General features: G+C 50.0%; 19 protein-coding genes and 4 pseudogenes. 10 read left to right on the top strand and 13 right to left on the bottom strand.

The genetic code is table 11. From position 1 onward, the window contains the following. Positions 1-174: 174 nt before the first annotated feature. Positions 175-1,044 carry an aldose epimerase family protein gene (locus ACM1PF_RS28375; RefSeq protein WP_416669518.1) on the top strand — a complete coding sequence of 290 codons (870 nt, stop codon included), beginning with the start codon at positions 175-177 and terminating at the stop codon, positions 1,042-1,044. Positions 1,045-1,101: 57 nt separating this feature from the next. On the opposite strand, the gene ACM1PF_RS28370 is transcribed toward ACM1PF_RS28375, so the two are convergent. The 3 genes from ACM1PF_RS28370 to ACM1PF_RS28360 all read right to left on the bottom strand — a co-directional run bounded on the left by ACM1PF_RS28370 (position 1,102) and on the right by ACM1PF_RS28360 (position 4,374). Further along, positions 1,102-1,761 carry a type I restriction endonuclease gene (locus tag ACM1PF_RS28370; RefSeq protein WP_416669516.1) on the bottom strand — a complete coding sequence of 220 codons (660 nt, stop codon included), beginning with the start codon at positions 1,759-1,761 and terminating at the stop codon, positions 1,102-1,104. 222 nt (positions 1,762-1,983) lie between these two features. Then, positions 1,984-2,244 carry a hypothetical protein gene (locus ACM1PF_RS28365; protein ID WP_416669514.1) on the bottom strand — a complete coding sequence of 87 codons (261 nt, stop codon included), beginning with the start codon at positions 2,242-2,244 and terminating at the stop codon, positions 1,984-1,986. A 285-nt stretch (positions 2,245-2,529) separates the two neighbouring features. After that, a complete protein-coding gene (locus tag ACM1PF_RS28360; protein ID WP_416676832.1) occupies positions 2,530-4,374 on the bottom strand; it encodes an AAA family ATPase in 1,845 nt (614 codons plus the stop codon). A gap of 154 nt (positions 4,375-4,528) precedes the next feature. On the opposite strand from ACM1PF_RS28360, the pseudogene ACM1PF_RS28355 reads away from it, so the two are divergent. Further along, positions 4,529-6,423, top strand: a pseudogene (locus tag ACM1PF_RS28355) (ArsA family ATPase). A gap of 219 nt (positions 6,424-6,642) precedes the next feature. Here the strand turns inward: ACM1PF_RS28355 and ACM1PF_RS28350 are convergent. Then, entirely contained in the window at positions 6,643-7,035 is a 393-nt protein-coding gene (locus tag ACM1PF_RS28350) for a hypothetical protein (RefSeq protein ID WP_416669513.1), read from the bottom strand. A 681-nt stretch (positions 7,036-7,716) separates the two neighbouring features. Here ACM1PF_RS28350 and ACM1PF_RS28345 point away from each other — a divergent pair. Then, entirely contained in the window at positions 7,717-10,287 is a 2,571-nt protein-coding gene (locus ACM1PF_RS28345) for a sensor histidine kinase (protein ID WP_416669511.1), read from the top strand. A 196-nt stretch (positions 10,288-10,483) separates the two neighbouring features. On the opposite strand, the gene ACM1PF_RS28340 is transcribed toward ACM1PF_RS28345, so the two are convergent. Then, positions 10,484-12,589: a PhoD-like phosphatase gene (locus ACM1PF_RS28340; RefSeq protein WP_416669509.1), complete on the bottom strand. Its 2,106-nt coding sequence runs from the start codon at positions 12,587-12,589 to the stop codon at positions 10,484-10,486. Beyond that, positions 12,484-12,933 (bottom strand): hypothetical protein, encoded by a 450-nt coding sequence (locus ACM1PF_RS28335; RefSeq protein ID WP_416669507.1) that lies wholly within the window; start codon positions 12,931-12,933, stop codon positions 12,484-12,486. Before ACM1PF_RS28335 ends, ACM1PF_RS28340 begins: the two co-directional genes overlap by 106 nt. A gap of 185 nt (positions 12,934-13,118) precedes the next feature. On the opposite strand from ACM1PF_RS28335, the gene ACM1PF_RS28330 reads away from it, so the two are divergent. Next, a complete protein-coding gene (locus ACM1PF_RS28330) occupies positions 13,119-13,919 on the top strand; it encodes an ABC transporter permease (protein ID WP_416669505.1) in 801 nt (266 codons plus the stop codon). Positions 13,920-14,018: 99 nt separating this feature from the next. On the opposite strand, the gene ACM1PF_RS28325 is transcribed toward ACM1PF_RS28330, so the two are convergent. The 6 genes and pseudogenes from ACM1PF_RS28325 to ACM1PF_RS28300 all read right to left on the bottom strand — a co-directional run bounded on the left by ACM1PF_RS28325 (position 14,019) and on the right by ACM1PF_RS28300 (position 19,333). Further along, positions 14,019-14,339 carry a transposase gene (locus ACM1PF_RS28325; protein ID WP_416669503.1) on the bottom strand — a complete coding sequence of 107 codons (321 nt, stop codon included), beginning with the start codon at positions 14,337-14,339 and terminating at the stop codon, positions 14,019-14,021. A 327-nt stretch (positions 14,340-14,666) separates the two neighbouring features. Then, positions 14,667-15,458, bottom strand: coding sequence for a MarC family protein (locus ACM1PF_RS28320; RefSeq protein WP_416669502.1), 792 nt, complete (start codon positions 15,456-15,458; stop codon positions 14,667-14,669). A 199-nt stretch (positions 15,459-15,657) separates the two neighbouring features. Continuing rightward, the gene (locus ACM1PF_RS28315; protein WP_416669500.1) at positions 15,658-16,641 is read right to left on the bottom strand and encodes a formylglycine-generating enzyme family protein; all 984 of its coding nucleotides are present in this window, start codon (positions 16,639-16,641) and stop codon (positions 15,658-15,660) included. A gap of 52 nt (positions 16,642-16,693) precedes the next feature. Further along, positions 16,694-17,224: an HAD family hydrolase gene (locus ACM1PF_RS28310; protein ID WP_416669498.1), complete on the bottom strand. Its 531-nt coding sequence runs from the start codon at positions 17,222-17,224 to the stop codon at positions 16,694-16,696. A gap of 241 nt (positions 17,225-17,465) precedes the next feature. Continuing rightward, positions 17,466-18,757 (bottom strand): annotated as a pseudogene (locus tag ACM1PF_RS28305) (anaerobic sulfatase maturase). Positions 18,758-18,811: 54 nt separating this feature from the next. Further along, positions 18,812-19,333 carry a YqhA family protein gene (locus tag ACM1PF_RS28300; protein ID WP_416669497.1) on the bottom strand — a complete coding sequence of 174 codons (522 nt, stop codon included), beginning with the start codon at positions 19,331-19,333 and terminating at the stop codon, positions 18,812-18,814. Positions 19,334-19,908: 575 nt separating this feature from the next. On the opposite strand from ACM1PF_RS28300, the gene ACM1PF_RS28295 reads away from it, so the two are divergent. The 6 genes and pseudogenes from ACM1PF_RS28295 (at position 19,909) to ACM1PF_RS28270 (ending at position 24,487) form a co-directional block, all read left to right on the top strand. Then, positions 19,909-21,600: an amidohydrolase gene (locus tag ACM1PF_RS28295; protein ID WP_416669495.1), complete on the top strand. Its 1,692-nt coding sequence runs from the start codon at positions 19,909-19,911 to the stop codon at positions 21,598-21,600. A gap of 179 nt (positions 21,601-21,779) precedes the next feature. Next, a complete protein-coding gene (locus ACM1PF_RS28290) occupies positions 21,780-22,535 on the top strand; it encodes a hypothetical protein (RefSeq protein ID WP_416669493.1) in 756 nt (251 codons plus the stop codon). Between the two features lie 190 nt (positions 22,536-22,725). Beyond that, positions 22,726-23,460: pseudogene (locus tag ACM1PF_RS28285) on the top strand (linear amide C-N hydrolase); the annotation flags it as partial. Positions 23,461-23,492: 32 nt separating this feature from the next. Beyond that, positions 23,493-24,196 (top strand): IS1 family transposase gene (locus tag ACM1PF_RS28280; protein WP_416665731.1). Its coding sequence is split into 2 segments (ribosomal slippage): positions 23,493-23,828 and positions 23,831-24,196, totalling 702 coding nucleotides; the frame shifts between segments, so codons are not numbered across the junction. Positions 24,197-24,217: 21 nt separating this feature from the next. Beyond that, a pseudogene (locus tag ACM1PF_RS28275) lies at positions 24,218-24,355 on the top strand (choloylglycine hydrolase); the annotation flags it as partial. 3 nt (positions 24,356-24,358) lie between these two features. Then, positions 24,359-24,487, top strand: a complete 129-nt coding sequence (locus ACM1PF_RS28270; RefSeq protein WP_416669491.1) for a hypothetical protein — start codon at positions 24,359-24,361, stop codon at positions 24,485-24,487. Positions 24,488-24,949: 462 nt separating this feature from the next. Here the strand turns inward: ACM1PF_RS28270 and ACM1PF_RS28265 are convergent, their stop codons facing one another. Then, positions 24,950-25,531, bottom strand: coding sequence for a hypothetical protein (locus ACM1PF_RS28265; protein ID WP_416669489.1), 582 nt, complete (start codon positions 25,529-25,531; stop codon positions 24,950-24,952). Positions 25,532-25,589 lie beyond the last annotated feature (58 nt).

Here is a 25,589-nt window from a genome sequence, read left to right as displayed (position 1 = left end):
CCATCCAGCGCGATCGGTTAAGGTCTAAAGGAACTTGAAGGTAGGGCAATGAGCGATGGGTCAGGGTGATTCGCTTCTATGATGCTTGCGCTATGATGCCTACGCGATTAGATCTGCGGACTGTTCCCCCGATCGTTTTGTGTCTTCAGCTTTACCGCACCAGGAGGTTTGTCTGTGTTTGCCATCAATCAAGAACAACGGCAGTTTCACACCTATATTCTGACGGATGATGTGGCTCAAGCTCGTCTGGAGGTCGTTCCGGAGCGGGGGGGAATCATTACTCAGTGGCAGGTAAAGGGACAAGACTTGCTGTACATGGATGCAGAACGCTTTGCCAATCCAGAGTTATCCATTCGGGGTGGGATTCCGATTTTGTTTCCCATCTGCGGTAATCTACCGGATGACACCTACACCTACGATGGGCAATCCTATACCCTGAAGCAACATGGTTTTGCGAGAAATCTGCCCTGGCGAGTGGTAGAGCAAAACACGCAGGATGAGGTTAGCATTAGCCTGGATCTGGAGAGTAACGACCAAACCCATGGGGTTTATCCCTTTGATTTCCATATTCGTTTTACCTATCAACTGAAAGGAACTGCGCTGGAGATCCATCAGACCTACACCAACCTCTCAGCCCAACCGATGCCCTTTTGCACGGGACTCCATCCCTACTTTCAAGTATCAGATAAAACCCAACTCCAATTCGATATTCCTGCCACAGAATACCTCGATCAATTGACGCAGAAGACACACACCTTTTCTGGCAATTTTGACTTTGGGCAGGATGAAATCGATGTCGCTTTTCGGAATGTATCCCGCCAGTCTGCCAGCGTGAATGATACTAGTCGGAAGTACCGCATTGCGATCGACTATGATTTGATTTACTCCACGGTCGTTTTCTGGACAGTCAAAGGTAAAGATTATTACTGCCTGGAACCGTGGACAGCTCCCCGCAACGCGCTGAACACGGGTGAGAATCTAATCCACCTGGAACCGGGTACGAGTTTGCGAACGCTGGTTTGCCTGCGGCTGGTAGAGGAGTAGATCATGCCAAAAGTAGCTCTACTTGATCAATTTCAATAGATCGGGTTGCTTCTAAAGTTAGCTCGTAATCAAACGACCCAGATGTATCAGAGTTTTCAGAACTTCACTGAGCGTGTTTCGATATTGCGATTCTCTTCGAGACAGCAAAGCTGAACGCGTTGAGAATAGATCGGAGACTCCGTATTGCTGACCCAGTGTTTTCACAAACAAGTAGGTGCTGCCGTTCGTGACCATGCCATAGAGAGCTTGTTCGGGCTGCGGATTGGCTGCCATATATGCTAGGGCTTGAGGAAGGGCTAATTCTAAATCAAATGTTGTTCTTTTTGATTCAATGAGAACAATCCACAGGCGATCTTGCAGGACAAGCGCATCAATACGACCACGTAGAATTTCATCTTGATCGCCAAGTGCTTCAATCGTAACAGAAACTTCTGCCCGAAATTTATAGGGAGATTGATAGAAACCCGCTAGTTCCAGGAGTGGCGAAAGAACGACCATTCTGATCGTTTCTTCTAACAAGATGCCGTCTGAAATTTGGTAGAGATAGTTGGCACGAATTTGATCGAGACGAGTTTGTTCTGTTTCAGTCAATTCTTCGGAGGATTGCTCTATCCATTCTGTGAAGAACGCTCGATCGGTGCTTAGGGTTAGTCCCAGTTTTTCTTCAACTTGTCGAAACGTTGTAATTCCTTCTGCGATTGCCAGGATGTTTGCCATGTCAGCCTCTGGTTTGCTCTAATTCCTTTTATTGCGTTTGAAATGGGTGATGGGCCATTAATCGCTGATTGTTTGGTAATGGTTCAGACAGCTTTTTAAGAGAAAAAAGTTGCTAGCCAAAAAGCTACCTCCCTTTATAAGGTGCAGATAAACAAATCGAACACCCACGAGGTAGCAATGAAATCTATTCTACAAGCCCTATCTGCCGAGCGGTAATGGTACTTATGCCTTCACACGCCGCTCGAATTCTTCACGAGTCGATTCAGCCACCGCAACCGCTTCATCGTAGATATCACTATGTTCCTGTTTTAGCCAACTGAGTAGATGGGTTAATTGCGCATTTCTTAGCTCTAGATCTGCCTGAAAAATAGCGGCTGTTGCCATGTGTTGGGCGTATTCTGGAGGATGACCCTGGGCGACGAAGCTGGCGATCAGAACGGTGAGTGCTTGTTGACGGGCGTTGTCTGGGGTTGGGGTAAGCATGGTGGGGAGTGTGAGGAGTGAGGAGTGAGGAGTGAGGAGTGAGGAGTGAGGAGTGAGGAGTGAGGAGTGTGAGGAGTGAGGAGTGAGGAGTGTGAGGAGTGAGGAGTGTGAGGAGTGGGGAGTGGGGAGTGGGGAGTGGGGAGTCAGGAGTGAGGAGTCAGGGGGTCTGTAGCGCAGGCATCTTGCCTGCTGGGGAAATAATTGTTAAAGGGCAAAATTGGGATACACCTGCTGGGGAAATAATTGTCAAAGGGCAAAATTGGGATACACCTGCTGGGTGGCTTTTTATTGGGTGGCTTTTTGGGTGGTGATGAGGTGGTGGGCGTGGGTGAAGTCGTCGGTGGTGATGCGGAGGGTGGTGGGGTCGGTTTCTCCCTGGGTGCGGAAGCGGCGGATGGCTTCGAGGGCTGCCTGATTGCTAAGGAGGGCAAGGTCGGCTCCGTTCCAGCCTTCAGTGTGGGTGGCCCAGTGGGTGAGATCGACGTTTTCCAGAGGACGATCGCCATTATGAACTTGCAGGATTTCCAGACGGCTGGTGGTATCAGGCAAATCCACTTTGAGTTGCAAATCTAATCGTCCAGCTCGGAGCAGGGCTGGGTCGATCGCATCGGGGCGGTTGGTGGCTCCAATCAATAGGACATTTAGGCAATCCTGGAGTCCGTCTAGCTCAGTCAAGAGTTGTCCAACTACGCGATCGCTCACGCCAGAATCCCCCTGAAAGCTGCCCCGAACGGGAACCAGGGTGTCAATTTCATCGACAAATACCACACAGGGAGCTGCTTGCCTTGCTTTGGTGAAGAGTTCTCGGACGGCCTGTTCGGCTGCTCCGACCCATTTACTCAGGAGTTCTGGCCCGTTGACGGCAATAAAATTGGCTCGCGCCTGGGATGCGACGGCTTTGGCAAGGAGAGTTTTACCTGTGCCGGGTGGACCCCAGAGGAGAATGCCGCGTGGGGCTTTGGCTCCGGTTTGTTGGTACAGTTCTGGATATAAGAGTGCCCCTTCTACCGATTCTTGCAGGGTTTGCTTGATGGACTCCAAACCCCCGATCGCCTCCCAGGTGACATCAGGTGTTTCCACTTCCACCGATCGCAGGACGGAGGGTTTGATCTCCTTGAGGGCAACCTGAAAATCGGGCTGGGTGACGGTCAGGGTGTCGGGAATACTGGACTGAAGGTTGGGCACCTGACGACGCAGGGCCGTGTAAGCCGCCTTTTGACAGAGTGCTTTCAGATCGGCTCCCACCATTCCAACACATAGGTCAGCGATCGTTTCCAGGTTCACCGACTCATCCAGCGGCATGGCGCGAGTTTGAATCATTAAAATCTCCAGGCGACCCTGGCGATCGGGAACGCGAAACTGCACTTCTCGATCGAACCGTCCCGGACGACGCAGGGCTGGATCCAGATGGTCGGGGCGATTCGTCGCGGCTAAAACAATCACTCCCTTCGTTTGAGCAAAGCCATCCATCAAGCTGAGTAATTGGGCCACCAACCGTTTTTCAACTTCCCCCTCCACCCTAGCCCGATCGGGAGCCAGACTGTCAATTTCATCAATAAACACGATGCAGGGAGCCGCTTTGGTCGCTTTCTCAAAAATGCTCCGCAGCCGAGCTTCCGCTTCCCCGTAATACTTGCCCATCACCTCCGGGCCGACAATGGCAATGTAGTTCACCCCCAAATCTTCCGCCAGGGCCCGAGCCGTCAGAGTTTTTCCCGTTCCCGGTGGTCCAACGAGCAGCACCCCACGGGTCGGTTCCAGTCCCAACTTATTTAATAAATCAGGTCGCTTCAAGGGAATTTCCACCAGTTCCCGCAGTTCCGTCAACACCTCCCCCAGTCCACCCACGTCAGTTAGCGATGCATTGGGAGTTGGATCGGCAGGCGGGGGAGTAATAATCGGTTCATCCTGGGAAGTAGGGGACGAACTGGCGGGAGGGGAATTGGGATAGATGCGGCTCGTACCGATTCCGCCCGGATTACTACGCGGCATACTACCCTGACGGGGAATGCTGCTGAGGGTACGGGAGTGAAATTGGACATCTGTTTTAAGTTCTCCCTTTTCAGCTTTCTCTTCCAGGGCTTTGGCAAACTCAAGCAGTTGTTCCAGCCCTTTAAATAATTCACTCATAGCGGTTTCGATCGGAGCTACCAGTTTATTCATCCCCATTTCCGATCGCGTTGTAACGATCGCCGTTGTTCTCGTAACACCTCTTTACGAATTGAGCAGTAATTGTCCGACGGCTGGGGGAATCCTAGATGGAAGCGATCGGAGGGAATCAACCATGCACCACTTCACCCCAACACGCCTCACCCTCATTAGCGGGAAAGGAGGCGTTGGTAAAACCACCTTTGCCTGCGGATTGGCACAGTACTGGGCGCGGCAGTTTCCCGCCGAAGACATTCTGTTGCTTTCAACCGATCCAGCCCATTCGCTGGGGGATGTGCTGCACCTGGAAGTGAGCGATACGCCGTGTCCTGTGGAGAATTTGCCCAACCTGTCGGTGCGATCGCTGGATGCGGAAGCGTTACTGCAAGCTTTCAGAGCAAAGTACGGCGAGGTATTACAGCTTTTGGTGGAGCGCGGCAGCTTTGTCCAGGGGGAAGATTTATCTCCAGTGTGGGATTTGGCGTGGCCGGGGGTGGATGAACTGATGGGAATTCTAGAGATTCAGACCCTGCTGCGGGAGCAAAAGGCCGATCGCATTGTGGTAGATATGGCTCCCTCTGGGCATACGCTCAACCTGTTTGGGTTAATGGATTTCCTTGAGCAATTGCTGGATGCGCTGGGACTCTTCCAGGAAAAACACCGCACGATTCATCAATCTCTTACCGGACGCTATACCCCGGATCAAGCCGATCGCTTTTTAGATGAAATGAAAATTGATCTGACACGGGGACGGGCTTTGCTGCAAGATCCCCAACAGACCGCCTGTATGGTGGTGGCGATCGCAGAACCCATGAGCTATTTAGAAACGGGGCGCTTTCTTAGAGCATTGAACCAACTGCAAATTCCGCTGGGTGGACTGGTTGTGAACCGAATAGGGTCTTCTTGCTTCAACTCATCGCCCTCTGTGGAACAGCAGGAACTTTTGCACAAATTTCTGAATCTGGCTGATCCCCATTCCGTGGTGACTCTCCCCCTTCAAAAGGCGGAACCCATTGGATTGCTTGCACTCGATCACCTCTTCACCCAGCTCCAAACGCTGGATGTAAAGAGCCTCCCACCGATCGATTCTCCCGATCCTCTGCCGCTGATTTTGCCACCCGCCTATCCGCCGGGATTCAGTGATTTTGTGCTTGACCAGCGACGCTTGCTCCTGGTTGGCGGTAAAGGGGGAGTCGGGAAAACGACCGTGGCCGCTGCGATCGGTTGGGAAATGGCAGAACGACATCCCGATCGCAAGATCAGCATCATTTCGATTGATCCGGCCCATTCCTTAGGAGATGCGTTGGGCGTTGCTCTGGGACATGAACCGATTCACATCACCGCAAATTTAAGTGGGCAGGAAGTGGATGCTAAACGGGTACTCGACCAATTTCGGGAGGATTATCTCTGGGAGCTGGCGGAGATGATGAGCGGAGATACGGAGGATGAGATGCTCCAAATCGCCTATGCTCCAGCAGCATGGCGACAGATTGTCTCTCAGGCTTTACCCGGAATTGATGAAATGCTGTCATTGTTGACGGTGATGGAGCTGTTGGAACAGGACGAGCAGGATTTAATTATTTTGGATACTGCACCCACGGGTCACTTGCTTCGCTTTTTGGAAATGCCGACTGCCCTGGCAGATTGGTTAGCCTGGATTTTTAAGCTGTGGATTAAATATCAAAATGTGGTGGGGCGCGTTGAATTAATGGGACGATTGCGATCGCTCCGACAGCGGGTCGTGCAGGCTCAGAAAAGCTAAGAGATCCAAATCATACGGAGTTTATTGCTGTGTTGCAGTCCCAGTCTGCGATCGTGGCGGAAACTGCACGGCTCACTCAATCTTTGGCAGAAATGAACGTTTCTGAACGATATATTGTCCAGAATCGGTATCAGCCCCAGGATGGTTTGGCAGCGCATCTTTTTTCAGCCCAGGTTCTTGTGCGGTTAGCAGAATTGCCCAGGGCGATCGATCCCCAAAAGCAGATTCAGGTGGCCGCTCAACTGTTGTTTGATCCCCAGGCAAGCTGAATTCGTCAAACTCCCGATCGCGCTCATGGCTCAACAGGGCGATCGGGAGCTATGTCAATCATCGTTTCTGCTGCCTTGCTGGGGCAGACCCAACATCGGCTGGAGCACTCAGTTGAACCGCTACCCACTCCACGGAAACAGGGGATTCAATTCGCATTCCTCAGGAAATTTCCATTTCACTACACCTCCTGTGGAATAGGAGCGTTTCGGCACAGACCATCACTCTGTCACTGCCAAAGCTGGAACCTCCTCCGGCGTTTCCTTCTCCAAAAGATTCTTTAGATCTGCCATCAAATCCTCACCACTGCGATGGGCTTCCCAGGAACCAGAATGGAGTGGATTAATTTTCCACTTTCCCTGCATGGAATCGGCATCCTCTGAGAGCGTTCCAGAATAGAGCACAGCACCCTGCCCTGCGGCGGTCAAGTATCGCTTGGTGAATCGAATACTTCGTCCAACCACCTCACCATCAATCTGGGCCTCTCCCAGACTGCTATCGTCCAAAATGCGACCGCTCAGGCTATTGCCCGCTTGAATGAACGTTGCCTCAAAGCGCGTGGGGTTACCGTTTTGCCAATACGTACCCAGCCACATACCATTTACATCTGCCATTGCATTCCTCCTAGTCTTCGCAGAACGGAGTTCGCCCCCAAACATTAACACCCATTTCGTTAAACCCATTTCAACAGACCCAGAGAAAATCATCCAGTGTTTTCTGGTAGAAAGGGGTGTTTGTAAACTTTATAAACGTTTTTCGCCAGGGCGTACCGGAAGTATTAAGGTATGTAAAGCAGTTTGCGTCCGAAGTTTAAATTAAACCAAACTCAAAACAGTCAGGACGACCTTACCACCGTAAAATCCTGGATTTGTTGGCTGTAAAATTGACTGGTACAGCCGTAGGATTACTGGATTATCATCACATTTGCCAAAAATTAGAATTTTTTATTGATGTTTCTTTTAACACCCTTCTTCCCTGAGAAACCCTGAGCAACTCTGAGCAACCCTGCAATGAAACTTAGCCACGTCGCTGTCCATCCTCTAGCATTCCGAACCCTGAATCGAGCATCTGGATAGCTCCGTTTCTATGTTCTTGATAAATTTCTCTCGTTTTATAGCTCCCAGTCGCTCCCCATCGTTTCCCCGCTTCGGTTAGAGTTGCTCTTTAGTCCCAATCACCCATTGGCTTTAAGCTGCCCCCTATGCATTATTGCTAGGCCCTGTTAGTCCAATCAACCTGGTGCAGTCGTCGCCGGGTAAACCGATCGATGCCCAGACTTTGCTGGAAAGGTAGTGATGACGGAAAACTCACAGGCAGATTTCTCTGTGGAGAATGCAGATTTAGTCGGCGATGGATCCAAAACCCAAGAGCAACTCATGAGTGAAATTGCGGCACTCCGTCAACAGGTGTTTGCCCTGCAAGCCGAGGTCTCTACCCTCCGTCAAACGGACGATGAGCAACGGATCCTACAGCGAGAGCGGTTTATTGCCCGGATGGCTCAAACGATTCGGCAGTCGCTGAACTTGCATCAGGTGCTGGATACCACCGTTGAGGAAGTGCGGCGATTTCTCCGGGTCGATCGCGTTGTGGTGTACCGCTTTCAGCCTGATTGGAGTGGACGAATTGCCGCAGAGTCCGTCAGCGAATCCTCCCTTTCTGTCATCAATCAAGAAATTTATGATCCCTGCTTTGTTGAGTCGATGCTCTACCCCTATCGCCAGGGACGGATTCACCGAATTAACGATGTCCTGACGGCTGAGATTGAGCCGTGTTACGCTGAACTGCTCAAAACCCTGCATGTGCGGGCGGTACTTGTTATTCCTATCCTGGTCAAAAATGAACTCTGGGGACTGCTGGGGGCCCATCAGTGCACCAGTTCTCGGCACTGGGAAGAACTCAATTGGTTAATGCTCCAGCAGTTAAGTAACCACCTGGCGATCGGCATTCATCAGGCGGAACTGTACCAGCAAATTCAGCAGCAGGCCCACCGAGAACAGGCTCTGAATCAAGTGATCCAGGATATTCGCAATTCTCTGGATTTGAATACGGTCTTCGCCACTGCAACATCGGAAATTGGGCGGTTTCTCCAGGTCGATCGGGCTGAAATTGTGCAATATTTGCCTGACGATCGCTGCTGGTTAAATGTGTCCAGTTATCGTCGCCACTTTGAAATGCCGAATGCTCTAGGCATCCGAATTCCTGATGAAAGCAATGCCCTTGCGGATCGTCTCAAGCGACGCGAGGTGGTTTATGTGGGTGACTATCGCAGAGAAGCAGATGCTACCAATCAATCCTTTGCTGAGGCTTATCCTGGTACATGGTTGCTGGTTCCCCTGGAAGTAGGGGATGAAGTCTGGGGAAGCCTGAGCCTGAATCATCAGAGTCGCTGGCACTGGGAAGAATGGGAGGTAAATTTGGCTAAGGCGATCGCCAATCAGCTAGGAATTGCCATTCAGCAGTCCCAACTTTATATTGAAATTCAAGATTTGAACAATGATCTTGAGGATCTGGTTCGATTCCGCACCGCACAGTTGCATCAGGCTCTGGGATTTGAAGCCCTGCTCAAGCGAATTACTGACAAGGTGCGCGATAGTTTGGATGAGTCCCAAATTTTACAAACGGCGGTCGAGGAACTGTCGGACGGGCTGGAATTACTGGGTTGTGATACCGCTCTTTACGATTGTGAACAACAAATCGCTACGATTTGCTTTGAATATATTCGGTCTGAGTTGCCCCATGCGGAAGGAACGCGGATTCAAATGGCAGGAATTCCTGATCTATATCAGCAGCTTCTGCATGGGCAAACCGCCCAATTCTGCCATGCTTGTCAATTGAGCGATCTGACTCCTGTGCCCCGTCAAGGCTTTGCAATTTTAGCCTGTCCCATGATTGATGAAGGACAGGTGGTTGGAGATATGTGGCTGTTCAAACCCTGTCACTCAGGGTTCGATGGTCTGGAGATTCGGCTCGCTCAGCAAGTGGCCAACCAATGTGCGATCGCACTCCGCCAATCGCGGCTTTATCAAGCGGCACAAGCTCAGGTGCAAGAGTTGGAACGGCTCAATCGCCTCAAGGATGATTTTTTGAGTACAGTTTCCCATGAGCTGCGAACCCCGATGTCCAGTATTAAAATGGCCGTGCAAATGTTGGAGTTAACGTTGTTTGGCCGTAATGATCCCTCAAGAATCCATCGTCCTGAACCTGGCAGCACACCCGCATCCGGAAAACCTTTTCCAACTCTCCCCTCCGAGCTAGCTCAACCCATCGAGATCGATCGCCTGCATCGATACTTCCAAATCCTGGAGGATGAGTGCGATCGAGAGATTCGATTAATCAACGATTTACTAGATTTGTCCCGCATTGATGCTGAAACCGATCCCCTCCTGCTGACACCGCTTGATCTCAGCATCTGGATTCCCCATGTTGCTGAATCATTTGTGGAATTAGCCCATTCCCAGCAACAGCAGTTTGAGTTTTCCTTTGCTGCTGACTTACCTTTGATCATGACTGATATGGCGAATCTGGAACGCATTATCACAGAACTTCTAAATAACGCTTGCAAATACAGTCCACCCAATGAAGTGATTACCGTTTCAGTTCAAATGACTGATCCTGAAAATAACTCACATCTAGCTCAGTTTTTGATCCAGATCAGCAATACAGGGGTCGAAATTTCTGAACAGGAATACGATCGAATTTTTCAAACGTTTTATCGCATTCCCAACAACGATCCCTGGAAGTATGGTGGAACGGGTTTGGGATTAGCATTAATCAAGAAACTGGTTCAGCGGCTGCAAGGTTCAATTCAGGTGAACAGTGGCGATCGGTGTACGACCTTTACGCTGGTTCTACCGGATCTGGGATAGTTTTTGTCAGGACTGATCGGTCATATGTTTGCCCGATGAAGTGTGAATGAAAGTACCTGTTCTATTGTCTTGTTGAGTTGACTGGGCGGGCAAGATGCCCACCCCACAAGAACTCTAGTTTATTACTGTCTTTTGAGTTGACTGGGTAGGCAAGATGCCCACCCCACAAGAATTTCAGATGATTAAGTTTGCATTCCTATGGTGACTTGGGTTTCTCGACGACTGGAATGTGTACGGGCGGTTCCTCTAGCTGTAGGGGAACACGAAACTGACTGGAAACCACAGCATCCGATCGCCAGGGTGCGTACCAATACAGGTCTTGAGTCACGGTGAAGCGATCGGCGGCTTCTACCCATTCAAACTGCACTAACCCAATATTATTTAAGCCAACCACCTCTTTCCCGTCTTGCAACCACCGATTCGTCCAGAGCATCTGGAACCCATCCAATATCCGTTTCAATCCCCCTTGGGGAGGAGCTGTCGGTTTGAGCCGTTCATACACCATCTGAGCCGGTTGACGGCTGATCCAGTCAACATGATACCGCCAGTGGGGTAGATGCCGGGGATGGGACACTGCTATATTCCAGGCAAATCGTGCCTGTCCTGGAATCTGATGCAGTCGTCGGATCATTGGTGCATGGGTGGATTGAGGGATTGGACTGACCCGCCTGAATCCCAGAATTGAACGCACTCCTAACAACTCTGGTGGTGTATCCCAACCAGCCCAATCCTGTGACCACTCTGGGACAAGGGATTTGATTTTGGTATGCACAATGCGGGTTTTGAATTCAGTATTTTTGATGGCACTGGAGGTCAGTTGGGCCAGAACTCGCGCCGCTTCAGGGGAGTCAGGGTCAGACGACTGCCGCAACCAGTAGTGTAAACAGACCGCAGAACCGTAGTGAATATCACCCGACAAAACCACCACTCGATCGCGCTGTTCAAATAACGTTCTCAGCAGTTTCGAGAAGGCGTATTTATTAATATTCCAGGCATCCCCGACATCATTGTGAAACACCTTGCCCTGTCTTAGATTCCAGTGCTGCACCCAGTCGATCGCCTTCAGGCTAACCAAATTCGTTGGAGCAATCACCAGGGTGGCTTTAATCGTCGTTTGGATCTCTGGATTTCGTCGATCGGTTGGCTGGAGCGGTTGTCGCAGTTGGCGATCGAAAGCGGTTTGACTGAGCAACATGGGCGGAGCCTCCGCCGCTTCATTCACCGGATAACCCCGCCAGGTGCGAGTGTCTAACACTACGACTTCATGCTGACTGCCCCGCACCACATAGTCCCACTGCAACGCGACAGGGTGGCGATCGAGAATCAGGGTCTTTCCATCCTGACAAAATTTTGGCAGTCCGGTGGCTGGATCGGTGTCCGGCAGTCCTAAATAACGGGCGATCGTCGCTTCGATCGTGGAATCAGTTCCCCTGGAGACAGACCAGGCTGCTGCCGCTTCTAACAACACCGCTCCAGATTGACCCGGCTCAAACTGCTCCGGAGTGTTTCCCCAACCCTGAAACAGCGCGTAGGCCAGTAAGCCATTCAACACCGTCCGTCGCCCTAATTTTCGTCCCAGCACCCGCTCACACCAATGCCGATTCAGATACCAGTCATCACTAATGTCATGATCATCAAAAATCATATAGGTGGGCACATTGGCCAGCAGTCGTCGGACTCGCCAGAGGGTATGGGCTAAATTCTGTAGGGCATTGACTTCCTGATTCCAGGCTTTTGCCGCTTTTCGTTGCGGATAAACCACCTGCCCTGCCGGAAATTCCGTCCACAACACCTGCGACCAAACCAACAGATAGGCGGCACAGTATTCTCCCAACCCAAATAAATGACTCTTGGCCAGTTTTTCTTTGCCCTGAAGTCCAGCCGTAAACCCGCCCGATTCCTCGGCAATTTGACTGCGCTGCCCAGGATAAAGCTGTTTGAGCCTGACTGGATTTGAGGCATCGATCGGCAGTTCCTCCTGCCATCCCAAAAGCGTTTCCCCCGCATCGGTCAAAGCCATCAGCAACGGATCGGCGACATCGTCTCCATAGATCTGATCGCCCGTGAAGAATAATTGGTGGGGACGGGTATTCGCCTGGGTGCAGTGCTGTTCAATCAATGTATCGATAAAGGGCAAAATATCCGCCTCACCGCCATGAGCTTTGCGACAAGAACCATGCAGAATTCGCAACTGATTTAAGTCCGCTGGCGGTAGGGAGAAACTGGGAAGCTGATGATCAAAATAGCTGACGGATACGGGCGGAAACGATGCGGCATTGAGAGCCTGTGCCAAGGTCTGCATTCCCGTTCACCGTTCCCGAAATGCAGATCATAAACGTAGACCTGTCCTGGAACTAAGGTCTGTTCTGTCAGCGATCGCGCCGTGACTGCGACAATGTGGAGATTTTGACCCAGGGCAACGGTAGAGCGAGTTCCAGCCAGGAGAGGCGATCGGGCTTCACCAGCATCTTCTTTGATTCGGATGCCATCCCCTGCTGCTGTTGCATAGACGGACAGTGTGACCTCACAGGGTTTCTGCAAGGCCAGCCAAACCGTAACCGAGTCCGACTCTGTGCGTCGCAGGATTGGCCCAGCCAGAACCAGAGGTAAATGAGGGAGGCGATCGGCCAACGGTGTCCAGGACATAGGGAGGGTGTAGCGGTAAGCGGTAAGCGGTGAGGGGTGATCAGTAGAATTATCAATCTATGCTAGCAGTCTGGAAACCATCCAGAGAGAGTTCCCAATTGAAGCGACGCAAGCTAATATAATGCGGCATAAAATCAGGATACACTCGCTCGCCCCCTTTACCGCTCATCCTCGACTGCCACCCTATGAAGCATCCCCTCCGCCGCGCCCTCCGCACTGCCAACACTTTAATCACCGTCTACTATGCCTACATGCTGGAGTACCGGGCAGAATTATTCTTCTGGGTACTCTCTGGCAGCTTGCCCCTGATCTTGATGGGGGTATGGGTACAGGCTTCCCAGGAAGGACAGTTTGAGCTTTCGCCCTTAGAGTTTATTCGCTATTTCCTGGCCGTGTTTCTGGTGCGGCAATTCTCCGTCGTCTGGGTGATCTGGGAGTTTGAGCGGGAGGTGGTTGAAGGTAAACTGTCCTTCCGACTCCTCCAACCCCTCGATCCCGGCTGGCATCACTTCGCCTCCCACTTCGCTGAACGGTTTGCTCGTCTTCCCTTTGCGATCGTCCTGATTGCCCTCTTTTTTCTGCTCTATCCCCAGGCTTTCTGGGTTCCCAGCCTGAGCAACATCCTCCTCTGCATTGGAGTGACGTTCCTCGCCTTTGTTCTGCGCTTTGTCACCCAATACACCTTCGCCATGTTCTCCTTCTGGATTGAACGGGCTAATGCGATCGAGTCTTTCTGGTTTTTGTTCTACCTGTTTCTCTCTGGCGTAGTGGCTCCGTTAGAGATCTTTCCTCCTATGGTGCGGGCGATCGTGGAATGGACTCCCTTCCCGTATATGATTTATTTTCCAGCCAGTCTGTTGGTTGGGTTGCCCGTGGATCTGGGACGGAGCCTGGCGGTGATGATCGGTTGGACAGTGCTATTTATGGGTTTGAATCGATGGCTGTGGCGGCTGGGGTTGAAACGGTATTCGGGAATGGGAGCCTGATTCAGCTGTATTCGTTGCCTTGCCAGATTAGCTAGTAGTCTACGGCGTAAATTTACCTCTGCTTTTTTAGGTGCTAGCGCCTTGCCTTTATACGTCCACTTAAATGACTTCGCCATTGTCTGGTTGAAGTAATCGATGAACGGCAAGGATACGCTCTTTTAAGTCTGCTTGGCTCAGAAAATTGCCGCGTCTGAGTAACTTCCGCATCAAGATGCTAAACCAAATCTCAATCTGGTTGAGCCAGGAGCAATGCTTGGGCGTAAAATGAAACACAATCTGATGGGTGGGATCCGTTAAAAACGCGGCTCGCGTTGCCATCGACTGGAGAATGCCTCTCTTGCCCTTGATGCCCAGGTCAATGTTTATTCCCTCGACTGCTGCCACATAGCGCACTAACGATTCTGACTGATGAATGTTCAACTTATGCCGCAGTGTACTAGTTCACTTTTACAGGCTAGTGAATGCTAGAGGTAGACCGAACTTTGGTTAAATTCCACCCAGCTATGACAATCTCTTCTCCTACAGCATCATAACTATCTAATTCTGACCGGAATATTGATTCTAATCGTTGCAATAACTGAATTTCGCGTTGAGGATTTATTTCAGAAATTGATCTAGTTATAGCTATCCTCCGTAGGATTTGAACGGGGTGCAGGGGTAAAACCCTGGCGTGGGGGCGTTGCCCCTACCCCCTTGTTCACAAACAATTTGTGAACGCTATATTCTCTCCCTAACAAAACTGAGTCATCAACTTTCTAACAGGCGGCGCAGCACCAAAACTTCAATCTCCAATCCTGTGATGATCCACTCAATGCCTAGAGCAAGTTGCAATACACCTAAGGCAAATCCCACAATCCTTAAGGTGACAGGTTTGAGAAACGCCAGAATGGGTCTGGCTGCTAACATGCCGATTAGATTGAGCAGCATCACCAACACGAGCAATCCTAGAACAATCAGTGGGCTGACTCCAATCTCTGGAGCCATCACCATAATCGTGAGGGCGATCGCAATACCAAAAGGAGGGGCAATGGTGGGAAACGCGAGAGGCGACACTGCCATATTCAAGGTGGGGGGATCAGGTGGGTCAGCCTTCTGGGGAGGGGCATACTCACTCAGGACAATTCGCAGGGCAACGAGAAAGAGGAGAATTCCGCCGCCAATTAATAGGGCAGGTAAGCGAACTTGCCAAACCCGCAGCATATTTTGACCAATGATCGACACTAACAAAAGCACGATCGTGGCAATGGCGGTACTGCGAAATGCTAACTGTTGGCGTAATTTTTCATCTGCCTGTTGTGTTAGTTGAGCAAAGGTTGGAATGGTCTTTAAGGGACCCAGTGTGACGAAGAAGATAATGAATAAATTAAAAACGCCAATAGGAGACTCTAATGGTGTTTTGGCAATGCGATCGGCAATGCGTTCTTTGGCAGTTTTGTTCCCCTCTAAAGGTGGTAATTCATTTGTAGGAGCTTGAGCCAGCAACATATCCTTGTAATGGTTACTATTCTGATTGACAGCCTGACAAGTGAATTGCCTCATGCTACTACTGCATAGGTTAACTTCCTGAGAAAAGACAAAATCAGGGAGCACCAGGTTCAGAAAAAGAATCAAACTGATGATACTAACGACACTAAACGATCGCCATTTCCTAGCCCATAATTGAAACTGTTTTTCTACAAAAATTGTGCCCATTGGATGAATACCAGGGTTTTGAATTGAGAATGAATTTTCCGTTGTATTAGTGCTTAGTTCTAACAATGAGGCGGAATCCAACGTGACAGGTGCTGGTGTCGATCGGTTGAGCAATTCGTGCCGCAGGACGATATCGCATACAGTAACTTGGCGCACACAGATAGGAACCCCCTTTCAGCACCTTACGCGGAATCTTGATTGCTGGCAGATTGGGGTCATAGCTTTGCTCCATTGCTCCACCCTTGGGGTTCATGCTGCCACAGCAGGTTTTGGGCAGATGGCGAGCATGATACCAATCGGCTGTCCATTCCCAAACATTGCCTGCCATGTTGTACAAGCCATAGTCATTGGCCGCATAGGCATCGACCGGAGCGGTGCGCTCATAGCCATCGGTCAGCAAATTTTGCAGCGGAAATTCTCCCTGCCAGGTGTTCGCCATCATTTTACCTTTGGGGTACAACTCATCTCCCCAAACGTAATCTGCCCCTTCTAAACCACCCCTTGCCGCAAACTCCCACTCTGCTTCGGTAGGTAGCTGCTTGCCAATCCATTTAGCATACGCCTCCACATCTTCATAGGCTACATGCACCACTGGATGCTTTTCTCGTCCTTTAATCGAACTGCCCTTTCCTTCAGGATGTCGCCAATCTGCACCTGGCAGGTATTGCCACCAGTTACAGATATCGCGCATATCTACTCGTTGGGTAGGCTTCTGGAATACCAGGGAAGCGGGAACCAGCAGTTCGGGGTCGGCTCCAGGATAGTCTGCTGGATTGGGGGCACGTTCAGCAACGGTGATGTACCCCGTCACTTTAACAAACTTTTGGAACTGTTCATTCGTCACGGTGTATTTGTCCATCCAGAAGCCGCTCACTGTTACCTGATGGGCTGGAGCTTCTTCCGGGTAGTGATGATCCGATCCCATCTGAAATGTACCGCCTGGTATCCATACCATGTCTTTAGCAGGGGTACGACCGGGAGATGTGTCTTTCTCTTTAGTGGATTGGGCAGATGGTGCAGCACTACTCATCGTTAGCTCCTTTTGCCGAATAGGTTGCCAGGATTTGTGCATCTCACTTTTGTCATCTAGCGAAGATTAGAGCGTGGACAAATTCGATTCCTCCCCCCGTCACAATAAAGGTTTTGAAGCCGTTCGATCGCAAGTAATTTAACAGTTCCACCATTGGCTGAAAAACGCATTGTTTAAACAACCGTTTAAATCGAGGATGGGTTGCTGACTCAAACCAGGTTTGAGCAAGTTGAGCAAATTCCTCTGGGGGCATCGCCGTGTGGGAACTGAAAAATAAAATCAGCAACTCTTTTTTACCGAAGGTTTTCAGGGTTTCTAAGTCCTGTTCTACAATCGCCTTAAACGGTTGTTGTGTGGCTAATGCGGGATTCTCTGCTGCCATGCTTTTGATGCGATCGATCAGGAAAAACACTTGAATCTGGATCGGGCGTTCGCACCATAGCGTCCCATCGTTGTCAAAGGTGGCAATGCGTTCAGCAGGGGGGACAAAGTCAGAATGTTCTTCTGTGGTGACTGCGGTGACAAAATCGAGAATAATTTGCCTGGTGGGCGTATCATGCCAACTGGGTAATGGATTTAACATACGCGATCGGAGGATAGATTCGCTGGATTGTCCCTAACCATAGGTCGAGGAAATAAGAGAGAGATATGAACTTCTAAGCATGAGATATGAAAATGCCATACTTGCTATCGTGGGTGAACATGGCGCAGGAGAAACGGAACATGGCGCTGACCAAGGTTCGAGCCTGGACTGTGGAGGAGTATCACCGCATGTTAGAAGCAGGCATCTTGACGGCAGATGACCGGGTAGAACTAAGGGAAAATCACAGCATTTTGCGTTCTCCAAACCCTTGTGGTTTCGATCGCCCTGATTTCCCTGCTGTGACTGGTGGCGGTTGCTGCGCCTTGGCGGCTTTGTCCTGCATCGCGTACCAGGTCATGATGTCGGAGGCGGGTCTGCCCTGACGCATCAAGGTGGCAAGCACCTGAAGCGGTTGGTTCACATGCTGAAAGAATTTTTTGTATCCAGCACAGAGATAGTTGAGTCCCGGTTCTCCGTCGGGTGTGGGCAGGAACCGATTTTTGGGACATTCTCCATGACAGGCAAATCGAACGTCGCATTCGCGGCAATATTTGGGTAACGACCTTAACTTGTCTCGCCCAAAGTTGTACTGCCGATCGCTCCCCACCAATTCCGCCATGGGCGTCTCCTGAATGTTGCCCAGCAGATAATCTGGCTCGACAAAGTGATCGCAGGAATAGAGGTCGCCATTGTGTTCCAGTGCTACGCCATGACCACAGGTAGGAGCAAACACACACATTCCTGAAGGCAACCCCATCCAACTCCGAGCCGTAGCTTCAAAGGTTTGGACAAAGACCTTACCGACATCATGCCGAATCCATTCATCAAAAATGGTGATTAAGAAATTGCCGAACTGTTCCGAAAGAACCGAGCGATCGGATACCATCGTTCCAGCCTGGTAGAGGGTATCGCCGCTTTCATTCAGGCGTTCTACAACGGGAATAAACTGAATCCAATCTGTTTTCACCTGATCGCGCAAAAAGCGATAAACCTCCAGAGGATGATCGGCATTGACACGATTAACGGTTGTGAGAATGTTGTAGTCCACGCCATGTTTTTGCAGCAGTCGCAGTCCGCGCATGACGCGATCGAACGTGCCACCGCCTCCCTTATCGACTCGATTGGCATCATGTAATTTCTGGGGCCATCCAGACTCAACCCAATCAGATAATTGTTCTGTTTAAAGAATTCGCACCATTCATCATTCAGTAACGTGCCGTTGGTTTGCAGCGTATTCTCAAAGGTCATCCCCGGCTGGCGATACTTTTCTTGAAAGGCGATCGCTTTGCGGAAAAAGTCGATGCCCATTAAGGTTGGTTCTCCGCCCTGCCACGCTACGGTCACCTCTGGAGTTTGATGGGTTTCAATCAGTTGGTGAATATAGGTTTCCAAGACATCATCGGTCATGCGGAACCGACTGCCGGGATAAAGCTGTTCTTTGTCCAGGAAGAAACAGTAGGAGCAGTTGAGGTTACAAATGGCTCCAGTTGGTTTAGTTAATACATGAATGCGAGGCGGAAGTTTGTTCAACATACCTGGGAAATCTCCAGAATAGTTTTCTGATCACGAGCAAGTTCCTGAGAACCATCAATGGTTCGTTTCTTCATAGGGTGGCTCTAAGAGTTGCCCCTCAACAGGATGAGGCACTTTTCGCACGTAGAGAATCAGTCCGATCGCGGCAATCACTCCCGCAACGCCAAATCCAAGCCGCAGAATGTCTGCTTCACCATTCCACTCCACCACCGCACCCGCAAAATTAATCGTCAGGATGACAATCACGACGCTCACCAGGATAACCTTCAGTTCCTCAAAATCCTCGATTTTGAGCCAATGAGGCAGGCGCATTGTGCTATCAATGAACAGGTGATAGAGTCCTAACGCAAAAATATAAAACACAATGCCCAGGAATAGCAGGTCGATCACTTCAATAAATCCGATCGACACTTCCTTAGATGCCTCGACCGTAAATTCTTGCCTGAGAAACATCTGCCCGATCACATTAATAGCAGTTAAAACTCCATCAATAATAATGGCAAGCGAGCCAAACAGTGCCGTGATCACAGCAATATTAATCAGGTAGCGGCTGCTTAATAAAAGACGTTGCATCATGTCTGTCAAACATCGTAAATAACATTATGGATGCTTTGAGTTCCCTATCAGGAAAAATAAAGCCAAGAAATAAGCAACTTATACAAACAAATAAGAAACTAATATGAAGTGAGTACCAAAATCAGGAGAGGCGATCGATCTGTGATTTGATAGAACGTCTTCTACACAAGAATCTAAATATTTTCTAAAGTTTTTTAGAAGACAAGTTTAGACGATAAGACACCTGTAAGGACAGGCTTTGTCACATCTCTTCGGCAACGTTACATTTTGCTAAACCTGCCCTTTCCTTTAGACTGTCGGATGGTTATTCATAAGGTTACACCGTCTTACTTTTTTAGTTTCAAAAAGTATTACCGCCAAACTACTGTGATACGATTACCTATCATTAAAGTAAAGAATTCTATGTTGTAATGTCTTATTCAAACAATCCTCAGCTGCAACATTCGGACACCTGTCCCTGTTGTAATCCCGCTTTAACGCTTTTAGCAGAAGCATTCACAATGCCCCGCCGCATGTTTCTGCTGGGAGCAGGTTCCTTTGTAACGACTGTTGCGCTCGGAAATAAGGCTGAAGCGATGCCGACGCCATTGTATCTACAATCCCAACTTGCGCAACTTCAACTTGCACCAAACAACGTCTTTGCCGATGCCATTTACATCAATGCGACTGTGGTTACAGTTAACGATAATCAACCTGCCGTAGAAGCCGTTGCGGTCAAGGACGGCAGAATTCTGGCGGTCGGCGATCGTCGCACCATTGAGGGGCTGAAGGGAAGCACCACCCAGATGTTTGATCTCCAGGGCAAGACGATGGTTCCCGGATTCATTGATCCGCATGGGCATGTATTTCAGCAAGGTTTGGCGGCATCGGTTGCTGATCTATTGCCTCCCCCCGATGGCACTGTTGATAGCATTGCCAAACTGCAAGAAAAGCTGCGAGAGTGGAGCCAAAGCGCTGTAGCTGCCGATGTGGGATGGATTATTGGTAACGGCTATGATGACTCGCAACTGCAAGAGAACCGCCACCCGACTCGCTTTGATCTGGATGAAGTTTCTACTGAGCTACCGATCTGTGTAATCCATCAGTCTGGACATTTGGGCGCTGTCAACAGCAAAGCCCTGGAGATCATCAACATCACTGCTGACACCCCCAACCCGCCTGGAGGGGTGATTCGTCGTCAGGCTGGCAGCAACGAACCCGATGGGGTTTTGGAAGAAAACGCGATGTACCTGGCGCTTTCTACCGTGGCAAAGACCGCCAAGGTTAGCCCAGACGCGCCGCTCAATTTTGCCAGAAAGGGAACCGAAATTTATGCTCGCTATGGGTTTACTACGGCTCAGGAGGGGCGTGCCACCCAGAGCGTGTATGAAGTGTTGAAGGCGGCAGCAACCGCAGGGACGCTTGCCATTGATGTGGCGGTTTATGTCGATTACCTGGTTCATCCCGATGTTCACACCTGGGAAGTCAGCCGTATCTATACCGATCGACTGCGATTAGCTGGAGCCAAGCTGACCTTTGATGGCTCACCCCAGGGACGCACTGCCTGGTTATCCCAGCCTTACTACCAACCCCCCGAAGGGCAACCTGCTGACTATAAAGGCTATGGGGTTTATACCGAGGAACAGGCCATGAATCTGGTGGACAGTGCCTACCAGCACAATATGCAGATCATTGGACATGCCAATGGAGATGCCAGTATCGATCAGTTCATCATGGTGACGCAAAAGGCAACGGAGAAGTATGGCAAGGACGATCGCCGCACGACATTGATTCACGGTCAGACGGTGAGAGAAGATCAGTTGGATGCGATGCAAGAATTGGGCATGTTCCCGGCTCTATTCCCAGCGCATGTCTTTTATTGGGGCGACTGGCATCGAGAAGTCACCCTGGGAGCAGAACGAGCAGCCCGCATTTCGCCCACGCGATCGGCATTGAACCGAGACATGAAAGTGACGATTCACACCGACTCCCCTGTGGTTTTGCCCCACGCCACCCGCACGATCTGGTCAGCCGTTAATCGCCGCACCCGCACGGACTTTGTGCTGGGAGAAGATCAATGTCTGACCCCTCTGGAAGCCCTGAAAGCCCTGACGATTTGGGCTGCCTATCAGCATTTTGAAGAAGACCAGAAAGGCTCGATCGAAGTCGGCAAACTAGCCGATTTTGCGATTCTATCGGACAATCCGCTGACGGTCGATCCAATGAGCATTCGCGACATTGAAGTGCTGGAAACCATTAAAGAGGGCACAACAGTTTACAAACGGTAGAGGTTACAAACGGTAGAGGACAGGCTGGCAATTCTATTATTCCAGCGGCATTGATTGTTGAGGAGCAGTAATGGAGGCGATCGAAATACTGCTTGCAGCTTCACTCGATCGAGAGACTGATGTAGCAAGCATCTCCTGCCTATTCCTTATAAAGTTCGCTCAAAACTAGAGGATTTATCATGAACTATCCAAAATTTCCTATTTCCCTTTTTGTCACCGCATTGATTCTCTTTTCATCACCCGTAGTGTTTGCCCAAAGCGATATTCGTTCTGAGCAGGTTCAGTTTGAGCAGAATGCCAGTAGTGCCGTCATCGAGGACACCATTACGGGCTACGAAACTGTAGACTATGTGCTTAACGCCCAGGCAGGGCAGTCCATGAATGTCAGCATGGCAACCGACAATGCTGCCAATTACTTCAATATTCTGGAACCCGGTGAAACCGAGGTCGCTATTTTTAATGGATCGATCAACGAGAACCAGTATGAGGGAGTTCTACGCGAAAGCGGCAACTACACAATTCGGGTTTACATGATGCGAAGTGCTGCCCGTCGGAACGAGGTGGCAAACTATCGCCTGGAGATGACCATTGGTGACAATTCTTCTAGTGTTAGCACCAACCAGAATGATGCATTAGTTTCAGGGACTAATTACAATGCAACGGGTGATATTCCTTGCTCGATCGATGTAGGACAACCAACCGGATCTTGTCCCTTTGGTGTAACCCGTGAAGGAAATGGAAATGGAACCGTGACGGTGACAATGCCAGATGGACGAACTCGCGTGATTTTCTTTGAGAATGGTAACGCGATCGGATATGACAGGAGTGAGGCAGACCCCGGTGAATTCAGTGCCGAAAAGCAAGGCGATCTCAATATTATTCGGATTGGACAGGAGCGCTATGAAATTCCAGATGCTGTCATTTTCGGCGGTTAATGGAATTGCTTGAAGACGATAGTCTACTTGGACATTGTTGAGTTTAGCCACAGAAGGATATCTATTCACTCTATTGTCAATTTGATTACTCAGAATTCTATCTATGCTGCAATCTACTTTGAATTTCCGTTCATACTTCCGTACCCTGTTCAGTTCTCTGACCGCGTTGACAACTTTGTTTGCGGGGCTGATGCCCAGTGCTCTGGCCTGTAGTCGTCCTGTCTATCTGGGCAGAAAATCTGGTGATCACCGGGCGCACGATGGACTGGTTTAGCGATATGAGCAGCAATCTTTGGGCGTTTCCACGTGGTATCGAACGCGATGGTGCAGCCGGATCAAATTCGATTCGCTGGACTTCAAAATATGGCAGTGTAGGAACTGCAATTTGGGATATTGCGATTGCAGATGGCATGAACGAGAAAGGACTTGTTGCCAATCTGCTGTATTTGGCAGAAACGGAGTACCCAACCCCAACCGCCAACGATGTCGCCAGCCGCTATCTCTGTCTCTGTGGACACAGTATATGCTGGATAACTTTGCAACCGTAGCTGAGGCGGTCACAGCAATGGAGCAAGCACCCTTTTACGTAATGCCCATCACATCGCCGGATGGTCAAGCGGGAACCGCCCACCTGTCGATTTCGGATGCAACAGGGGATTCAGCCATCTTTGAGTATATTGAGGGTGAACTGGTGATTCATCACAGTCGAGAGTATCAGGTCATGACCAATTCACCTGTTTTTGATCAACAACTTGCGCTGAACAATTACTTGCAGCAAATCGGTGGGGATACCATGCTACCAGGTACCAACCGAGCAGCCGATCGATTTGTCCGGGCTTCTTACTACATCAATGAGATCACGAGAACTGCGGATGCAACTGAAGGCGTTGGTGCTGTATTTTCAGTGATGCGGAATGTGGCGTTGCATAATTGAAAGATGATTTAGGGTAATCTGCAATGCAATGTCCAGAGTGTGGGGCTACTCATATCCGTAAAAACGGTAAGAGGAAAGGTAAGCAAAATCACATTTGTGTCGCTTGTGGTCGTCAGTTCATTGATACCTACGACCCGCATCGAGGGTACTCAGACGAGTTCAGACGCGAATGCATCAAGATGTATCTCAACGGCTCTGGGTTTCGAGCGATCGAACGGGTCAAAGGAGTACACCATACCACGGTCATTACCTGGGTGCAGCAGGTCGCAACGCGCCTGCCGGACGCCTATGCACCGGAAACGCCCCCCGAAGTTGGAGAACTCGACGAATTGGAAACCTTTGTCGGCTCAAAAAAAACAAGATTTGGCTATGGACAGCCGTTGACCACTTCAAAAAGGGAATTTTAGGCTGGGTTCTGGGTGACCATAGTGCTGAAACCTTTGTCCCGCTCTGGCAGACTGTGGCGGACTGGAACTGCTATTTCTACGTCACTGATGGGTGGTCGGTGTATCCCGGCTTCATTCCCGATGGCGATCAGATTGTCAGCAAAACGTATATGACTCGAGTTGAAAGTGAGAACACTCGCTTGCGGCACTATCTGGCTCGACTGCATCGCAAAACGCTGTGCTACTCCAAAGCCGTAGAAATGCTGGCTCACTCTATTCGGTTGTTACTTCACTACCTCAGGTTTGACGATGTTCCAGTTCCTCCGAGGTTCATCTCTTGATTCAGCAACGCCCGGAATGTATCTGTTCCATTTGGGATTAGGATTCCTGGGCAACCCAATATTGCTGATACCCTTTGGCGAGCGGTTTCGGATCAAACCAACAAGCGTTATTTCTTTGAATCAACCCATAGCCCTAACGTTTTTTGGGTCGATCTTGCCAAGATGGATTTCAGCGAAGGTAGCCCGGTCAAAAAACTGACGCTCACCGATGGCGCAATCTATGCAGGCGAAACGTCAGCGCAGTTTCAACCCACTGAACCGATGGTTTTCAAGAATCCCACCGAAGAGTAAACGCTGCGAAGGCAGCAGCGACAGCAGGGGAACGATTTCGCCGCTAAGGGGTACAGGAAGTCTGGTTCTGGCAAACCGATCGCTTTACCCATTACCATCTGCGCGAAAACACTCCTAATCAGTTTGTTCCAACTGCTGGATACGAAGCGATCGATCAGAGTGAATTACTGCCTGAATTAGATTTGAAACGATTGAGTGAATGTGTCCAGAACCCGAATCCGTTAGCAGCCGCAAAGGCATTTCGACAAGGGATTCGGAATAAACAGAATTAATTGCGTTTACGGGATTTTGAGCGATCGCTCCCCTTTCAAGAGCGCGATCGCTTTCATCTTCAATGACCGTCTAAAGGCTTACTCCTTGAAGCTGGCATAGGCGGCTGCCGTATCTCTAAGAATCTTCAAATCCTCCTCGCTCAGATCACTGGGGTGTAGGTCAATATCGACTTGCTTAATTTGCCAAGGTTCAAGCCTGTTTGCGTGATTCAGCGATCAGGTAGCCAACAATACCAGGCATGATCAACGCAGTAATCAAAATTGTGGTGGTGGCACTGAGGCGACTGGAGAGGGTGCGGGCTTCCTCCAAGCCTTCCCAGATAAAGTCAATTGTGACGACGATCGCATAGAGTCCGGCAGTCACAGCACTCAGGCGAGACAGAAAAGTTCTTAGGGGGGGAATATTAGCTTTTGGGGTTTTGCGTCCCCAGAAGAAGCCAGCGACAAACCCTGCCAGCATTTGCAAGCCGATGATGATACAACGCACTGGAAAATCGAGCGGTTGACCATTGTCCGCCAATGTTTCCGACAACACCGATCCCAAGCCAATAATCATGCCTGCAATTGCGCCATTACAGAGCCACCACCATCTTGGAGCAGAAAGTTCGCTTGCCGCAAAGGATAGGATAGCCATTAAAATAGCGCTGACTAATGCTGCCTGCTCTGGTGATAAGTGTTCAATAGCGAACAGTGTGATCGTGCCTCCGGCGATTGTGCCCAAGAACATCAACAGCTTATCGGCAGAGTCGAAATGGTTTTGCAGATTTCGCATTGTCGTCGCAGAAGATAGGCATCAGGTGGGCACTGCCCACCCTACAGGTCGTTCAGGA

Origin of the sequence: Egbenema bharatensis FJBBOT/2019, assembly GCF_048077055.1 — a bacterium.
Taxonomy (GTDB): domain Bacteria; phylum Cyanobacteriota; class Cyanobacteriia; order Elainellales; family Elainellaceae; genus Egbenema; species Egbenema bharatensis.
This window is presented reverse-complemented; position numbering and strand designations above follow the sequence as displayed.